We start from the raw sequence: 14802 nt of genomic DNA on the forward strand, positions 1-14802 counted from the left end.
ATGGATCTCAACCTCACTCCGCTGTTCGCGCCCGAGGGCGTCGTCGTGATCGGTGCCTCGCGGCAGGCCGGGAAGCTCGGTGCCGCCATGGCCCGTTCCCTGGCTCCCTTCCCCGGCGCCCGCGCCCTGGTCAACGCGCGCCGCCCCGACCCCGCCGAGGGCGTGTACGCCTCCGTCGCCGAGGCCGCCGCGTACCTCGAGGGACGGCTCGACCTCGCCGTTCTGTGCGTGCCCGCGCCCGGCTGTGCGGAAGCGCTGGCCGAGGCGGCCGCCGCCGGCTGCCGTGCCGCGCTGGTCTGCTCAGGCGGCTTCGGCGAGGCGGGCCCGGAGGGCGAGGAGTACGCGGACGAACTGCGCCGCGTGGCCCGGGAGACGGGGATCCGGCTGCTCGGCCCCAACACCTCCGGCTTCTTCGCGCCCCACCTCGGTCTGACCGCCAGCTTCGTCCCCGCCGCCGGACAGCTCCCGGCCGGAGACATCGCCGTCGTCGCGGCCAGCGGCGGCGTCAACCACGCCCTCTCCTTCGACCTGGTCGCCGCCGGGAACGGGATCAGCCTCGGTGTCGGCATCGGGGCGGGCCTCGACGTCACCGCCGCGGACGTCCTGGAGCACCTCGCGGAGGACGACCGTACGACGGCTGTCGCCCTGCACCTGGAGACGGTGCCGGACGGACCCCGCCTGGTGGCGGCCGTGCGCAGGGTGGCCGCCGCGAAACCGGTCGTGGCGCTGGTCGTCGGCCGCAGTGACATCGGTGACTTCGCCCGGTCGCACACCGGCGCGCTCGCCACGTCCTGGCGTACGACACGAGCCGCGCTGCGGCAGGCCGGGGCGGTGGTCGTGGACGACGAGCGGGAGCTGGTCGACGCGCTCACCGCGCTCTCCCGTATCCGGTTGCGCCCCCAACTCGCCCCGGGGCTCGGCATCGTGACCGCCCAGGCGGGACCGGGGCTGCTCCTGGCGGACCGGGCGGGCACCGACGGCATCCCCGTACCGGAGCTGAGCACGACCACGCGGCGCGCGCTGAGCGAGCTGCTGCCGCCGCTCACCTACCAGCGCAACCCGGTCGACACCGGCCGCCCCGCCGAGACATTCGACCGCGTACTCGCCACCACCGCCGCCGACCCCGCGGTGGTCCTCCTCGCCGTCTACGCCCTGACCGAGCCCGACAGCGTCGACCTCGCCTCCGCCGCCCAGGCCGCCGGCCTCGGCGCCGATTCCCCGGCCGTGGTGGTCGTCGGCGGCCTCCCCGAGGACGTCACCGAACAACGCGCCCGCCTGCACAAGGCCGGCGTCCCGGCGCTCACCGGCCCGGCAGCCGCCGCCAACGCGGTACGGGCGCTGGTGAGGGACGCGCGGGGGAGGGCCCTGCGGGGCGAGGCGGGCGAGATGTCACCGGCACTGGGAGGCGAGGCCCACGCGTCCTCGCCCGTACCCGCCGGCCCTCTCGACGAGGACGCCGCCAAGACCTTCCTCGCCGGACTCGGTATCCGCACCCCCGACCGCGTCGCCTGTGACGACCGTGCCCAGGCCCATCAGGCACTGCGCCGGCTGGGCGGCCCCGTCGCCGTCAAGGTGCTCGACGCCGCGATCCTGCACAAGACGGAGATCGGCGGGGTCCACCTGGGCGTACGCACCGCCGAGGAGCTCGACGTGGCGCTGGACGCCATCGGCCCCGATCGCCGCTACCTCGTCGAGGCGATGGCCCCGGCCGGCGTCGACCTCGTGCTCGGGGTGCGGCGTGTCCCGGTGTTCGGGCCGGTCGTGTTGGCGGGGCTGGGCGGTACGGCCGCCGAGGCGCTCGCCGACGTGGCGATCCGGCTCGCCCCGCTGCCCGTGACCGAGGCCGCCACGATGCCCGACGAACTGGCCGCCCGTGCCCTGCTCGACGGCTGGCGCGGCGGGCCGGTACTGGACCGCGCCGAGTTCGGACGCGTCGCCGCCACGCTCGCCGCCGCCCTGGCTGCGAGCCCGAGGACCGCCGAGATCGAGATCAACCCGCTGCGGCTCACGGCCGACGGACTGATCGCCCTGGACGCCGTGATCGTGCCCATGCCCACCGTGCCCATGCCCACCGTGCCCACGCCCACCGTGCCCACGCCCACCAAGGAGAACGACCATGCCTAGGCCTAGCAGCGACGGAGCTGTGCCCTGGCCGGCGGAGTACGCCGAGCGCTACACCGCGAAGGGCTACTGGGAGGGCATCGCCCTCGGCGACCGGCTGCACGCCGCCGCCGACGCGGCCCCCGACACGATCGCGGTCGTCGACGGCGACCGGAGGGTGACGTACCGGCAGCTCGCCGAGCAGGCGGACGCCGCGGCGCTGCGCCTGGCCGCGCTGGGCCTGCGGCCGGACGACCGGATCGTGGTGCAGCTGCCCAACACGGTCGAGTTCGTGATCCTCACCTACGCGTGCCTGCGCCTCGGCGTCATCCCGGTGATGGCGCTGCCCGGCCATCGCAGACACGAGATCGGTCATCTCGTGGAGCACAGCGAGGCGGTGGCCATCGCGGTGCCGGACGTCCTGAAGGACCACGACCATCAGTCCATGGCGTTCGAGATCGCTGACGCCTCATCAACTCTCGCCCACATCCTGGTCCTTGGCGACAAGGTGGGCGACAGCGCCGTGGACCTGCGCGAACTGTGCGCCGCGCCCGACACCCGGGACGCGCGGGGCGCCATGGACGCCTACCGGCCCGACAGCCGTTCCATCGCCGTCTTCCTGCTCTCCGGCGGCACCACCGGACTGCCCAAGCTGATCGCCCGCACGCACGACGACTACCTCTACAACGCCCGCCGCAGCGCCGAGGTCTGCGAACTCGGCCCCGACACGGTGTACTTCGCCGCCCTGCCCCTCGGACACAACTTCCCCCTCGCCTGCCCGGGCCTGCTCGGGACGCTGCTGAACGGCGGCCGGGTCGTCCTCGGTTCGCCCAACCCGGACAAGGCGTTCCCGATCGTCGAGCGTGAGGGCGTCACGGTGAGCGCCCTGGTGCCCGCCATCGCCCAGCGCTGGCTGGACCACCACCGGGAGCACCCCGGGCACGACCTGAGTTCGCTGCGTCTCCTCCAGGTCGGCGGCTCCCGCCTCGCCGACCACGTCGCCCGCCGCGTCCGCCCCGAACTGGGCTGCACACTCCAGCAGGTGTTCGGCATGGCCGAGGGTCTCCTCAACTACACCCGCCTGGACGACCCCGAGGACGTCATCTGTACGACGCAGGGACGCCCCATGTGCGACGACGACGAGCTTCTCGTCGTGGACGAACTGGGCAACCCGCTCCCGGAGGGGAGCCCCGGTGTGCTGCTCACCCGGGGCCCGTACACCCCGCGCGGCTACTACCGGGCCGAGGAGCAGAACGCCCGCGCGTTCACCGAGGACGGCTGGTACCGCACCGGCGACATCGTGCGGCTGCGGCCCGACGGCAACCTCGTCGTCGAGGGCCGCGACAAGGACATGATCATCCGGGGCGGGGAGAACATCTCCGCCGAGGAGATCGAGAACTTCGCGTACCAGACCCCGGGCGTGGCCCGCGCCGCAGCCGTGGCCATGCCCGACGACCGACTCGGTGAGCGGGTCTGCCTCTACGTCGTACCGGAACCCGATCACACCGTCACCCTCGACGACATCCACCACGTCATGGAGCGCGCGGGCACCGCCCGCTTCAAGTTCCCGGACCGGCTGGTGACCGTCCCCGAACTCCTCGCCACCAAGGTCGGAAAGATCGACAAGAAGGCCCTGCGCGCCGACATCGCGCGCCGCCTCGACGCCGAAGGAACCCCCGATGACCACTGACGCCGACGGCACCACGCCGGCCACAGCCACCGCCTCCGTGCCGGTCATAGCCCCGGACGAGACCGACCCCGACCTGCGGAAGCTGTACGACGGATTCGCGGCGGCCGGGCTCATCCCGCTGTGGACCGAGATCGGCGACCTGATGCCGCTCACCCCGCGGCCCGGCGCCGTACCGCACGTCTGGCAGTGGGACACCCTGCTGCCGCTCGCCCGCCGGTCCGGCGACCTGGTGCCGGTCGGGCGCGGCGGCGAACGCCGGGCCATCGCGCTCGCCAACCCGGGCCTGCCGGGACGCCCGTACGCGACTCCCAACCTGTGGGCGGCGATCCAGTATCTGGGCCCGCGCGAGGTCGCCCCCGCGCACCGGCACTCGCAGGGTGCGTTCCGGTTCATCCTGGAGGGCGAGGGCGTGTGGACGGTCGTCAACGGCGACGCGGTCGAGATGCGCCCCGGCGACCTCCTCCTCACCCCGTCGATGCACTGGCACGGCCACCACCACGTCGGCGACGAGCCCATGGTCTGGCTCGACGGCCTCGACATCCCGCTCGTCCACCGACTCGACGCCGGGTTCTTCGAGTTCGGCGAGGACGGCGTGTCGGACCGCTCGACCCCGTCCCGGTCACGCAACGAGCGGCTGTGGGGTCATCCCGGACTGCGCCCGATCGCGGCCCCGGACACCCCCAACTCCCCGCTCATGGCCTACCGTTGGGCCGACACCGACGACGCCCTCACCGCCCAGCTGGAGCTGGAGGACGAAGGACACCCCGGCGTCATCGAGCCCGGCCGCGCGGGCATCCGCTTCACCAACCCCGCCACCGGCCGCGACGCCCTCGCCAGCCTGCGCACCGAGATGCACCGGCTGCGCCCGGGCACCACCACGGCCACCCGCCGCACCGTCGGCTCCTCGGTCTGGCAGGTGTTCCGCGGCAACGGCACCGTCACCCTCGACGACCGGGTGATCGAGGTGGCCGCCGGCGACCTGATCGCCGTGCCCTCCTGGTGCGCCCTCACCATCGCCGCGGACACCCGGCTCGACCTGTTCACCTTCAACGACGCGCCCCTCTACGAGGCGCTCAACCTCGCCCGTACGGAAACGACCACCCGCACCGAAACGACCACCCGCACCGAAACGACCGGGAGCACGACCGCATGAAGCTCGCCACCATCCGCACCGCGAACGAAGTGAGATGGGGGTCCCCCCGGCCGAAGGCTGGGGGAGGCACGGCGGCCGTCCGTCTCGACGGCGACCGTGCCGTGGAGGTCGGCGCCCCCGACGTCGCCACCCTGCTGCGCCGCCCCGACTGGCGTACGGCCGCGGCCGCCGCCGACGGCCCCGCGCACGACGCGGCCGCCCTCGACCTCGCCCCCGTCGTCACGACCCCGGCCAAGATCTTCTGCGTGGGCCACAACTACCGCACCCACATCGCGGAGATGGGCCGCGAGATGCCGTCGCACCCCGCCCTCTTCGCCAAGTTCGCCAACTGTCTGCTCGGCGCCCGCGACGACATCGTCCACCCGGGCGAGACGGAAGAGCTGGACTGGGAGGCCGAACTCGGCTTCGTCATCGGCTCCCGGCTGCCCCGCCGGGCCACCAGCCAGGAGGCGGCGGCCGCGATCGCCGGCTACACCGTCGTCAACGACATCTCCATGCGGGACTGGCAGTGGCGCACCCCGCAGTGGCTGCAGGGCAAGGCGTGGGAGGCCAGCACCCCGGCCGGGCCCTGGCTGGTCACCGGCGACGAGATCGACGACGCGGCCGACCTGGAGATCCGACTGGAGGTCGAGGGCGAGGTCATGCAACGCTCACGCACCTCCGACCTGCTGTTCACCCCGGCGGACATCGCCGCGTACCTCAGCACGTTCACGACCCTGGAGCCGGGCGACCTCGTCCTCACCGGCACGCCCGGCGGGGTGGGCGCGGCCCGCGACCCCAAGGTGTTCCTGAAGCCGGGCCAGGTCGTGCGGACGGTCGTCGAGGGCATCGGGGAGTGCGTCAACACGGTCGTCGAGGACAAGCCGTGAAGGTGCTCGACTGGGTCGCGGACGGGCAGGCACGGCTCCGGCGGGCGGTCGACGCGCTGCCGCCGGACGCCGTCACCGAACCGTCCGCCCTCCCCGGCTGGACCCGCGGCCACCTCCTCACCCACCTCGCCCGCAACGCCGACGCCCTGGTCAACCTGCTGACCTGGGCCCGCACGGGAATCCCCACCCCCATGTACGCCTCACCGGACCAACGGGCCACGGACATCGAGGCCGGCGCGGGCCGCCCGCTCGCCGAACAGCGGGCAGACGTACGGGAGTCCGCCGAGCGTTTCCGGAAGGCCGCCGAGGCGCTGTCGGACGACGACTGGTCGGCCACCGTCACCAGCGGGCAGGGCCGCGAGATCCCGGCGTCCGAGGTGCCGTGGCTGCGCGCCCGCGAGGTCTGGATCCACCTGGTCGACCTGCGGGTCGGCGTCGGCATGGACGTCCTGCCCCCCGACCTCGCCTGGGCCCTCGTACGCGATGTGGCCGGGTGGATGACGGCCCGCGTCGCCCCGGGCACCGGCGTCGAGCTGAGCGCGGAGGGCCACGGCAGCCTCACGCTCGGCACCGGCCCCGTCGGCGCCACGGTCTCCGGACCGCCGCACGCCCTGGCCGCGTGGCTCACCGGCCGGGGCACTGCTGAAGACCTGCACGTCACGGGTGAACTCCCCGACATCCCGACCTGGTTGTGAACCGGTCGCCGCAGCTCGATATCGATATTCGATCAAAGGAGATCGGCATGAGCGAGCCCTTCGTCCTGGTGACCGGCGCCTGCCACGGCGGCTGGGCCTGGCGCCCCGTCGCGAACGAACTGCGGGCCGCCGGACACCAAGGTGCACACCCCCACACTGGCCGGGCTCGGCGAGGGCGACGACCCGACCGACGTGACCCTGACCGACTGCGTCGACAGCCTCGTGGAGTACATCGAGCGCGCCGGTCTGGAGGACGTCACGCTGGTCGGCCACAGCTGGGGCGGTTATGTGCTGGTGGCTGCGGCGCCTCGGCTCGCTTCCCGCCTGCGGCGGCTGGTCTTCTGGAGCGCGTTCGTGCCGAACGACGGCGAGTCGCTGATCGACGCGTGCCCTCCGCACTACGGCGAGATGTTCCGTGCCGTGGCGGCCGCCTCCGGCAACAACGGGGTGATGTTCCCGTTCGAGGTGTTCCAGCAGGCGTTCATGCAGGACGCCGACGACGAGACACAGCGGATCGTCCATTCCCTGCTCGTGCCGCAGCCGCTCGGCACGTTCACGGAGAAGCCGGACACGAGAGCCTTCTACGCCCTCGACATACCCACCGCCCACGTCCTGTCCACCGAGGACCTCTCCCTCCCCGGCGAGTGGCACTGGGCCGAGCGGTTCCCCCAGCGTCTGAAGAACCCGCTGATGATCGAGACCCCCGGCAGCCACGAGTCCCTCTTCACCCGCCCCGCCGAACTCGCCGACGCGTTCGTCCGGGCCTGCGCGGTCTAGCCAGGACGGTCAGGCCCCCCGAACGGAATCCCCCATCGCTGATCGAAGCCCGCCGGCAGGCAACCCCCAACAGCGGAATTCCCTCTGACCAGCAGGGGCGGCCCCTGTGAACGACGGCCGCCCCTGCTGAGAACACGGGGGAAACAGGGGGACTTGTGCAGGCCGGTGCCGTTCGCGCGACCATACCGAACCAGCCCCGCGAAGCGGTCGAGGTCCGACGGGCACGGCCCGGACCGGCGCCGAGCTGGGTGGTGCCTGTCGTCCCCTCGGTCGTCATGGTGCTGCTCGGGGCCTGGGGACTGACCCGGCAGGGCAGCATGTGGCGGGACGAGGCGGCGACTTGGCAGGGCGTCCACCGCACGGTGCCCGAGCTGTGGCGCATGCTGGCCGAGGTGGACGCCGTGCACGGGCTGTACTACCTCCTCATGCACCGGATGTTCGCCGTCGCGCCCGACAATCTCCTCACCCTGCGGCTGCCGTCCGTCCTCGCGATGGCCGCCGCGGCAGCGGGGACGGCCCTGCTGGGCCGACGCCTCGCCGGCCCCTGGGCAGGACTCACGGCCGGGCTCACCTTCACGGCGATCCCCTCCACCCAGCACTACGCGCAGGAAGGCCGCCCCTACGCCCTGGTCGTGGCCGCGGTGGTCGTGGCGAGCGGTCTGCTGCTCACCGCCCTGACCACGCGGCGCCACGCCTGGCGGCCCTGGACGGCGTACGCCCTCACGATGCTCGTCGCCGTCCTGCTCAACGAGTTCGCCGCCCTCGCCCTGCTCGCCCACGGCACCATGGTGTTCCTGGCCGCGCGCACCGCGCTGATCCCCTGGCTGACGGCCGTGGGCGGAGTGACCCTGGGCAGCCTGCCGCTGATCGTCGTCAGCCTCGGCCAACGCGCCCAGGTCGCCTGGATCGCCCCCATGACCGGAGCCCGGCTGTTGTCGGTCGCCGGGATGGTGCTGGCGGGCTGCCTGTGCGCGTGGGCCGTAGGACGGCGGCGACCGGATGCGGCCCCGGCCCCGGTGTCACTGCCCGCGCTCGCGCTGCCGCTGCTCGCCGTACCGCAGCTGCTGCTGACCCTGGCCTCTATCACCTGGCAACCGCTGTACGTGGACCGGTATGTGCTGTTCGGCAACGTGGGGCTCGCCCTGCTGCTGGGTGCCGGGGCGGAAAGGCTGTTGCGTGCCGGACGAATCCGCGTCCCCCGCCGCAACTGGCCCCTCGTGGCCATGCCGTTGCTGGCCCTCGTCGCGCTGCTGCCCGTGGAACTGTCCATGCGGCAGTGGAACAGTCGCGTCGACGACGTACTCGCCGCCGCCTCCGAGGCCGAGGCGCGCGGCGGCCGGGACGGCGCGGTGGTCTACCTCCCCGCCGCCCGCCGCGACACCGCCCTGACCTCGCCCGACGCCTTCCGCGGCCTGCGGGACGTGACCCTCGCCCGAAACGGCCCCGACTCCGCGACCCTGCGCGGCATCGAGGCCGCCCCCGTACTCATCCGGACGGCCATGCTCCGCGAACGCCGCATCGTGGTCATCAGCGACTTGGGCATCCAGCACCACCGGGGAACAGCCGTTCGTGACGTGGCCAAACGCGAGGTGCTCACCGAGCACTTCACCCTGTGCGAGGAGACCCGCGTACGGGGCCGCCACGTGGCCGTCTACGAACGCGGGGCGACCTGCGCCGACCGCTCCTGACGGTTGACGCGCCCTGGGCGCCGAAGACCGGCGTCTCGATCACCTGGGTGGTGACCACCCGCCACCCGCAGCGCGCGGACGTGCGAGGCATGCTCCGACCCTGTCGGAGCCGGTTGGGTGGTGTCTGTGCTGGACCTGGGGGTGGGCTGTGTGATGTAGATCACTCGATCGGCCGGGAACTTCCCGCCAGGGCGATCCGACTCCTGGAGCGAACCACTGCTTTCACGTCCGCTTCCCGAAGGCCCGCCCCGTTCGCTGAACACAAGGGAGTCCCGTAGTGTCCCGCACCCATCCGGCAACCACGGCCCGCCGCCTCGGCGCCCTCACTGCAGTCGCCCTCGCCGCCACCGTCGCGCTCGCCGGGCCTGCCGCCGCCCACGCGGACGTCGAAGCCGAAGGCGCCCGCGCCCTTGCCCAGAACGTCGAGCTGACCTTCTCCGCGGAGTCGGAGTCCTCCTCCGCCGGCATCACCAAGCTGGAGGTGATCCTGCCCGAGGGCATCACGCCCGCCGACATCACCTACAAGGAGGGCAGCGGCCCCGACGGCTGGAAGTTCGCCCCCACGGAGCGCGGCTACACCGTCTCGGGCGAGAAGCTCCCGGTGGGAGAGGACGTCGAGTACGTCGTCACCGTACGGCAGTTGCCCGACGTGAAGTCCCTGGCCTTCAAGACGCTGCAGTCCTACAGCGACGGCAAGATCGACCGCTGGATCGAACTGGAGGAAGAGGAGAGCGGTGACGGTCATGGACACGGCCACCCCGCGCCCCGCCTGGATCTGAAGGCCGCCGCACCCGGCGCCGAGCCCGTCAGCCCCACGCCCACCCAGGAACCCACCACCGCCTCGGAAGAGCCGACGGAGTCGCAGCCGGCGACGCCGACCCCCTCGGCGCAGGCCGCGGCGGACAGCACCGAGGAGGACGACGGCATGTCCCTCGCCCTGCCCCTCGGCATCGCCGCCGCGGTACTCGCCCTCGGCGGCGCCGCATGGTGGCTCAAGGGCCGCCGCACCGGCTCCGCCTGACGCCCCTGCGGTCAGGGCTGGGGCGACGAGGGTTTGACGTAGGTGCAGATCGCCAGCGGTGAGTGTGGGGTGTACCGCTCCGTCTCGGTGGGCCAGTCGCCGAAGCGGGCCTCCGGTTCGAGGCCGGCGGCACGGGCGTCGGCGTCCATCTCGTCGGGTGCGGTCAGCCGGGACACCACGGTGCCGACGCGGGTGGTCCCGTCGGACTCGTACCAGACGTGGGCGAGGTGCCACACGCCGTACTTCCTCCATCTCCTGGTCCGCAGCCGCCGGTAGCCGTACCTCGGACCACGGCCTGGTCGTTCGTGCCGAGGGACGGCCCTGCGGGCGCGTCCTTGCCTTCACTTGGTGAGTTGCAGACGGTCGCCCGGGATACGCCGAGCAGGTCCGCGATGGTCTGTGCGGCGTCGCGCGAGTCGAAGTAGCCGTCCCGGTGCAGTTGCCGCACGAGCGCCTTCTTGTCCTCCCGGCTCAGCGACCTCGGCGTGCCCGCTCGCTCCGCGGCCAGGGCCTCGACGGTCTGGCGCAGCTCTCGCGCGGTCCGGTCCCGAAGCGTCTCCAGGGGCTGCTCGCGGTTCGCGGTGGCCGAGTCGCCAACGTTCCGGCCGGAGAGATTGTCCTCGATGACGCGGATGGCGTGGGCCGTGTTGCGCAGGTCGTTCAGCACCACCTGGCACAGGCGCGGGAACATCCGCCCCGGCGCGATGGCGATCTTCTCGGCCTCGGCGAGCAGATGCTCGTCGTCCATCGGCTGGTCCCTTCCCCTTCGTGCCGGGTCTGTGCCAGGGCCGGGCATGCCGCCCCCGCCCCCGCCGCGGTGATCCTGCGCGCCCACGGCGTCGGCGAGGGCCCCTCCGACGAGGTCGGCCTTGAGCAAGCCGTCCACGATTTGGTCGACGCCGGTACGCCGGTCATCGTCATGAGCCAGTGCCTGCACACCCCGGCCGCGTACGGCCAACGCCGGATGGAAAAGTTCCGGCCTGATTGCGTGGCCGCGACTACCGAACTTGCCGGAGTTCGGACAGTTGCTCGCGGATCACGCCGTTGGAGTAGCCAGAAAGACCGGTCAGCCCTTACCGGGACTCTTGCAGAAAGCCCCGGCGTTCACGTCGGGGATGGATGCATCTCAAGACTGTTCTGACGTGCACGTTGGAGCGGACGTTTTTGCTGCTCGATGTAGTGGCGGACGATCGCCAACGGTGCTCCGCCGCACGATGCGGGTCTGCCACCAGATGTACGCCACCAGCAGGGCCAGCAGGACGCCCATCAGCAGGGCGACCGGGTCGCGGCGTTGCACCCTGTCCATGCGCGCAGTGAGGTCTGTGGGCCGGACGGCCGCCGCGCGTCCGTCGGCGCTCGAGCCTCGCCGGGTTCCCAGATTGGGAATGCGAGCCGTGGACGGCTCGCACGAAACTCTCCACCCCGCCGGTGAACCGTGCACGTTTGGCCGGGTCGTCGCGGTTGTCGAGTGCTTGCGGCGTGATGGCGGTCTGTGATGGCGGTGCTTCTGGGGCAGGGTAACTTGGCTGTTGATCATGTGATTGGGTCCGCGCCGTCTTCCGGGCCGGCCACCGCGTGAACGACACACAGGACCACGAAACAGCGGTAGACCGATGAACACGAGGACCAGACCCTTCCCACCGACCGGACGGCTGCTCGGAGCCGTCGGCCTGGGCTGTGCCGGGATGAGCCCCTGGATGTACGCCCGCCCGCAACTCGACGACCAAGCCTCAGCCGCGCTGCTGTACGCAGCCTTGGACCTCGGAGTCACATTCCTGGACACCGCGGGCGTATACGGCGAAGGTCACAACGAGACGCTGATCGGCCAGACTCTGGTCTCCCGCCGCCGCGAGGCGTTCCTCGCCACCAAGGTCGGCTTGGTCGTGGACGACCTCGCCACCATGGCACTGCACCGCGACGGCAGACCAGCACACCTGCGCAACGCGGTCGAGGCGAGCCTGCGCCGCCTGCGTACCGACACCGTGGACCTGTGCTACCTGCACCGCATCGACCCGGCCGTCCCCCTGGAGGACAGCTGGGGCGCCCTCGCCGAAATGGTGACAGAGGGCAAGATCGGCCACCTCGGCCTCTCGGACGTCCGCATCCGGGAGGCCGACCAGGCACATCGAATCCACCCCGTCGCCGCCATCCAGTCCGAACTCTCCCTCTGGTCCCGACTATCGCTCGGCAACCGGGCACACGAGGAAGACACCGTCGGCTGGTGCGCCCGCAACGGTGCCTTGTTCGTCCCCTTCGCCCCCTTGGGACGCGGATTCCTCACCGGCACCATCACCCCGGACACCCCCTTCCCGCCCGGCGACCTGCGCGCCCGCCACCCCCGCTTCACCCCTCCGGCCCGCGCCGCGAACCTACAGATCGTCACCGTCCTGCGCACGGTCGCAGAGCGCCACGCCGCGACCCCGGCCCAGGTCGCGCTCGCCTGGATCCTCTCCCAGGGCCAGCACGTCATCCCCATCCCCGGTACCACCCGCCCGACGTATCTACGGGACAACACCCACGCAGCGGACCTGGAACTGACGCCCCAAGACCTCGCCGACCTCAACAACGCACCCCCGGCGACCGAGGACCACTCCTGACAACCATCCCTCACAGTAAGAACGCTCCAGACCCTGGGGCTCGGGAGGAGATAAGCGCGGAGCGCCGCCGAAGTGCATCGCTCACGCAGAGCACCCGCATGAACTGCACGAGGGCCACACAGGAGCTTGTCCCGCTGGCCTGCTGAAAGGTTGATGGGGAATCCGCCCGCTCGTGGAGTCTCTGGCCAGGACCTTTCATCCATTGGTTGTGGGTTCGAGTCCCACAGGGCCTACGGACGCGGGGGAGGGGAACCCCTCTGACCTGCTACGCAGCGTCCGGGTCGGCTTCGGCCGGCTCGGGCGCTGTGGTGTTTTCGGGCACGCCGGGCGGCATCGGCGGTTACTGCCCGGTCACCCGGGCGGCCGTCGTGCCGCCGTCGTCCTGGGTGAGGACGACGCGGAGGTGGCGGGCGCGCCAGACGATCAGCAGCCACGCGGACGGCAACTGGAGGGTGAGCATGGCGAAGCCCGCCGTGGCGAACGCGTCGTCGACCGGTACGGCGGCTCCCTCCCGCCACGCGGAGAGGCCGGCCCACAGCAGCAGGACCAGCAGGTAGGCGCCGCCGTCGATCAGCGGGACGCGCCACACCGGCATGGGGGCGGTGAAGCGGCGCGTCAGGGTGAGGGTGAGCGTGGTCGCGGCCAGGAACACGTAGGCCAGAGGGTTCGCCACCCAGAGCGACACCCAGGGGCCGAAGCTGTCCGCAGCCGCTGACCAGGCGAGATCGACTACAGCTCCGGCCATCCAGGAACCGATGACGACGGTCAGCGCGTAGGAGACAGCGCTGCGCCAGGTGACAGTCATGTCACGCTCTCCCGTTGGTGGGACGGTGGACCCCGTGCGGCGGTCCGCTTGCACGGTCAGTGTCCTCCAGTGTCCTCCTCCCTCTGCGGATCGGAGGCGTTGGGGCTCCGTACGGCAGCGGCGGCGCCCGCGAGGTGCGCGGGGGCCGCCGGTGGGTGTGAGCCGGGGGACCTTACTTGTAGCGGCCCGTGTAGCCGGTCAGGTTGGCCAGCTGGCATCCGACCGCGCCCGACCCGGACAGGCACCAGGGGCTGGCGGCCTTGCGCTTGTAAACGTCGGTCACCCGGCCGCCGTTGTAGATGAAGATGTGGTGGCTGGGCATCTGCCGGTGGTTGCCGGAGCGGATCTCCCAGTTGCCGTTCGAGCGGATCTTGAACTGCAGGGCTCCGTCGATCGCGTTGGGGAGCTTCTTGCTGCAGAACGGGTTGGTGGCGTGCGTCACCATACGGATGTCCCCGTAGCCCGAGCCGCTGCCGAGCTTGCGGACCTGCATCTTGCTGCCGGACGCGGTCCGCTTGGCCACGAGCTTGCCGGTCTTCTTCTTGTACACGTGTGTGGTGCCGATGCTCGTGTGCCCCTGGACCTTCTTGCTCTTCCAGGTGATCACCGCGTGGGCGGCCGTGCGATTGCTGGAACTGCGCCAGTTGAAGCCGTGGTTGTCGCCACCGAAGGCGTAGCCCTTGCCGTAGGTGCACGCGGGCTTGCTGGTTCCGGGAATCAGTGGGGCATCCAGCCGCTTCTGTGCGATGAACGTCACCCACGTCAGGGTCGTGGTGGTCGCCGCCGCGGCGGCCTCCGCGCGCGACGTGGCCGACGTACGCATCGCCGTGAGGTCCGACTGGCCTCTCTGGGGAGCGGGGACGGTCACCTGCAGGCCGAAGGTGCGGGCCTGCGCGGTGTCGCCGACCAACTGCGGCACGATCCGGTACTGGTACTTCGCGCCCGGCGCCACCGTGGTGTCACGGAAGTTGGTCGACCCGGCCGGCAACTCGGCGAGCACGGTGTCACCGCGGAACACGGTGTAGCGGGCCTTGGCCGAATACGTCTTCCACGCCAGATCCACGAAGTGGGGGTTCGCGGCGCTGATGGCCCCTTCGGACGCCATGGAGTCGTCCACGACGGCGGTCTCCCCGGACGGCGCGGTGCGCACACTGAAGCCCTCCGTCTGAACGTTCGCGGCTGGCGCGACCCTGCCGGTCGTGTCGCGGTAGGCGGTCGCGTCCAGGCCGAAGGCGGCCTTCGCGGCGGCGGGCTTCGCGGCGGCGGCCTTCGCGGCGGGGGCGCCGGACGCGGTACCGGCCGTCGCGCCGAGCAGGGCGAGCGGCATGACCGAGATGGCGGCCAGGCGGGGTATGGGCATGCGGTTGCGCAACGGTGCTCCCCATCTCCGAGGGGAGTCATGCCGAA

The 14802-nt window shown here is 71.8% G+C and carries 12 protein-coding genes and 1 pseudogene; 9 read left to right on the forward strand and 4 right to left on the reverse strand.

The features are described 5' to 3' along the window. The 8 genes from CES90_RS46485 (at position 1) to CES90_RS46520 (ending at position 9993) form a co-directional block, all read left to right on the forward strand. Complete coding sequence (locus CES90_RS46485; RefSeq protein ID WP_189788236.1) at positions 1-2124, forward strand: acetate--CoA ligase family protein; 2124 nt, start codon at positions 1-3, stop codon at positions 2122-2124. After that, positions 2117-3790, forward strand: a complete 1674-nt coding sequence (locus tag CES90_RS46490; protein WP_189788211.1) for a (2,3-dihydroxybenzoyl)adenylate synthase — start codon at positions 2117-2119, stop codon at positions 3788-3790. Before CES90_RS46485 ends, CES90_RS46490 begins: the two co-directional genes overlap by 8 nt. Further along, complete coding sequence (locus CES90_RS46495; RefSeq protein WP_189788212.1) at positions 3780-4943, forward strand: cupin domain-containing protein; 1164 nt, start codon at positions 3780-3782, stop codon at positions 4941-4943. Before CES90_RS46490 ends, CES90_RS46495 begins: the two co-directional genes overlap by 11 nt. Next, positions 4940-5812 carry a fumarylacetoacetate hydrolase family protein gene (locus tag CES90_RS46500; RefSeq protein ID WP_189788213.1) on the forward strand — a complete coding sequence of 291 codons (873 nt, stop codon included), beginning with the start codon at positions 4940-4942 and terminating at the stop codon, positions 5810-5812. The genes CES90_RS46495 and CES90_RS46500 overlap by 4 nt, the downstream gene beginning before the upstream one ends. Next, positions 5809-6507 carry a maleylpyruvate isomerase family mycothiol-dependent enzyme gene (locus tag CES90_RS46505; RefSeq protein WP_189788214.1) on the forward strand — a complete coding sequence of 233 codons (699 nt, stop codon included), beginning with the start codon at positions 5809-5811 and terminating at the stop codon, positions 6505-6507. Before CES90_RS46500 ends, CES90_RS46505 begins: the two co-directional genes overlap by 4 nt. Positions 6508-6648: 141 nt before the next feature. After that, positions 6649-7284: an alpha/beta fold hydrolase gene (locus CES90_RS46510; protein WP_208921686.1), complete on the forward strand. Its 636-nt coding sequence runs from the start codon at positions 6649-6651 to the stop codon at positions 7282-7284. Positions 7285-7559: 275 nt separating this feature from the next. Continuing rightward, the gene (locus CES90_RS46515; protein WP_189788215.1) at positions 7560-8972 is read left to right on the forward strand and encodes a glycosyltransferase family 39 protein; all 1413 of its coding nucleotides are present in this window, start codon (positions 7560-7562) and stop codon (positions 8970-8972) included. A 277-nt stretch (positions 8973-9249) separates the two neighbouring features. Beyond that, a complete protein-coding gene (locus tag CES90_RS46520; RefSeq protein WP_189788216.1) occupies positions 9250-9993 on the forward strand; it encodes a DUF1775 domain-containing protein in 744 nt (247 codons plus the stop codon). A gap of 11 nt (positions 9994-10004) precedes the next feature. On the opposite strand, the gene CES90_RS46525 is transcribed toward CES90_RS46520, so the two are convergent. Both CES90_RS46525 and CES90_RS46530 read right to left on the reverse strand, forming a co-directional pair. Next, positions 10005-10172 (reverse strand): hypothetical protein, encoded by a 168-nt coding sequence (locus CES90_RS46525; RefSeq protein WP_229914476.1) that lies wholly within the window; start codon positions 10170-10172, stop codon positions 10005-10007. Positions 10173-10345: 173 nt separating this feature from the next. After that, positions 10346-10789: pseudogene (locus tag CES90_RS46530) on the reverse strand (helix-turn-helix domain-containing protein); the annotation flags it as partial. An 817-nt stretch (positions 10790-11606) separates the two neighbouring features. Between CES90_RS46530 and CES90_RS46535 the strand changes: the two are divergent. Continuing rightward, positions 11607-12590, forward strand: coding sequence for an aldo/keto reductase (locus tag CES90_RS46535; protein WP_189781060.1), 984 nt, complete (start codon positions 11607-11609; stop codon positions 12588-12590). A gap of 340 nt (positions 12591-12930) precedes the next feature. Here CES90_RS46535 and CES90_RS46540 read toward each other — a convergent pair whose 3' ends face one another. Then, positions 12931-13395, reverse strand: a complete 465-nt coding sequence (locus CES90_RS46540; protein ID WP_189781061.1) for a hypothetical protein — start codon at positions 13393-13395, stop codon at positions 12931-12933. Between the two features lie 172 nt (positions 13396-13567). Next, complete coding sequence (locus CES90_RS46545; RefSeq protein WP_189781062.1) at positions 13568-14755, reverse strand: hypothetical protein; 1188 nt, start codon at positions 14753-14755, stop codon at positions 13568-13570. Positions 14756-14802: the final 47 nt, after the last annotated feature.

The sequence above is a fragment of the Streptomyces capitiformicae genome, assembly GCF_002214185.1.
Classification (GTDB): Bacteria; Actinomycetota; Actinomycetes; order Streptomycetales; family Streptomycetaceae; genus Streptomyces; species Streptomyces capitiformicae.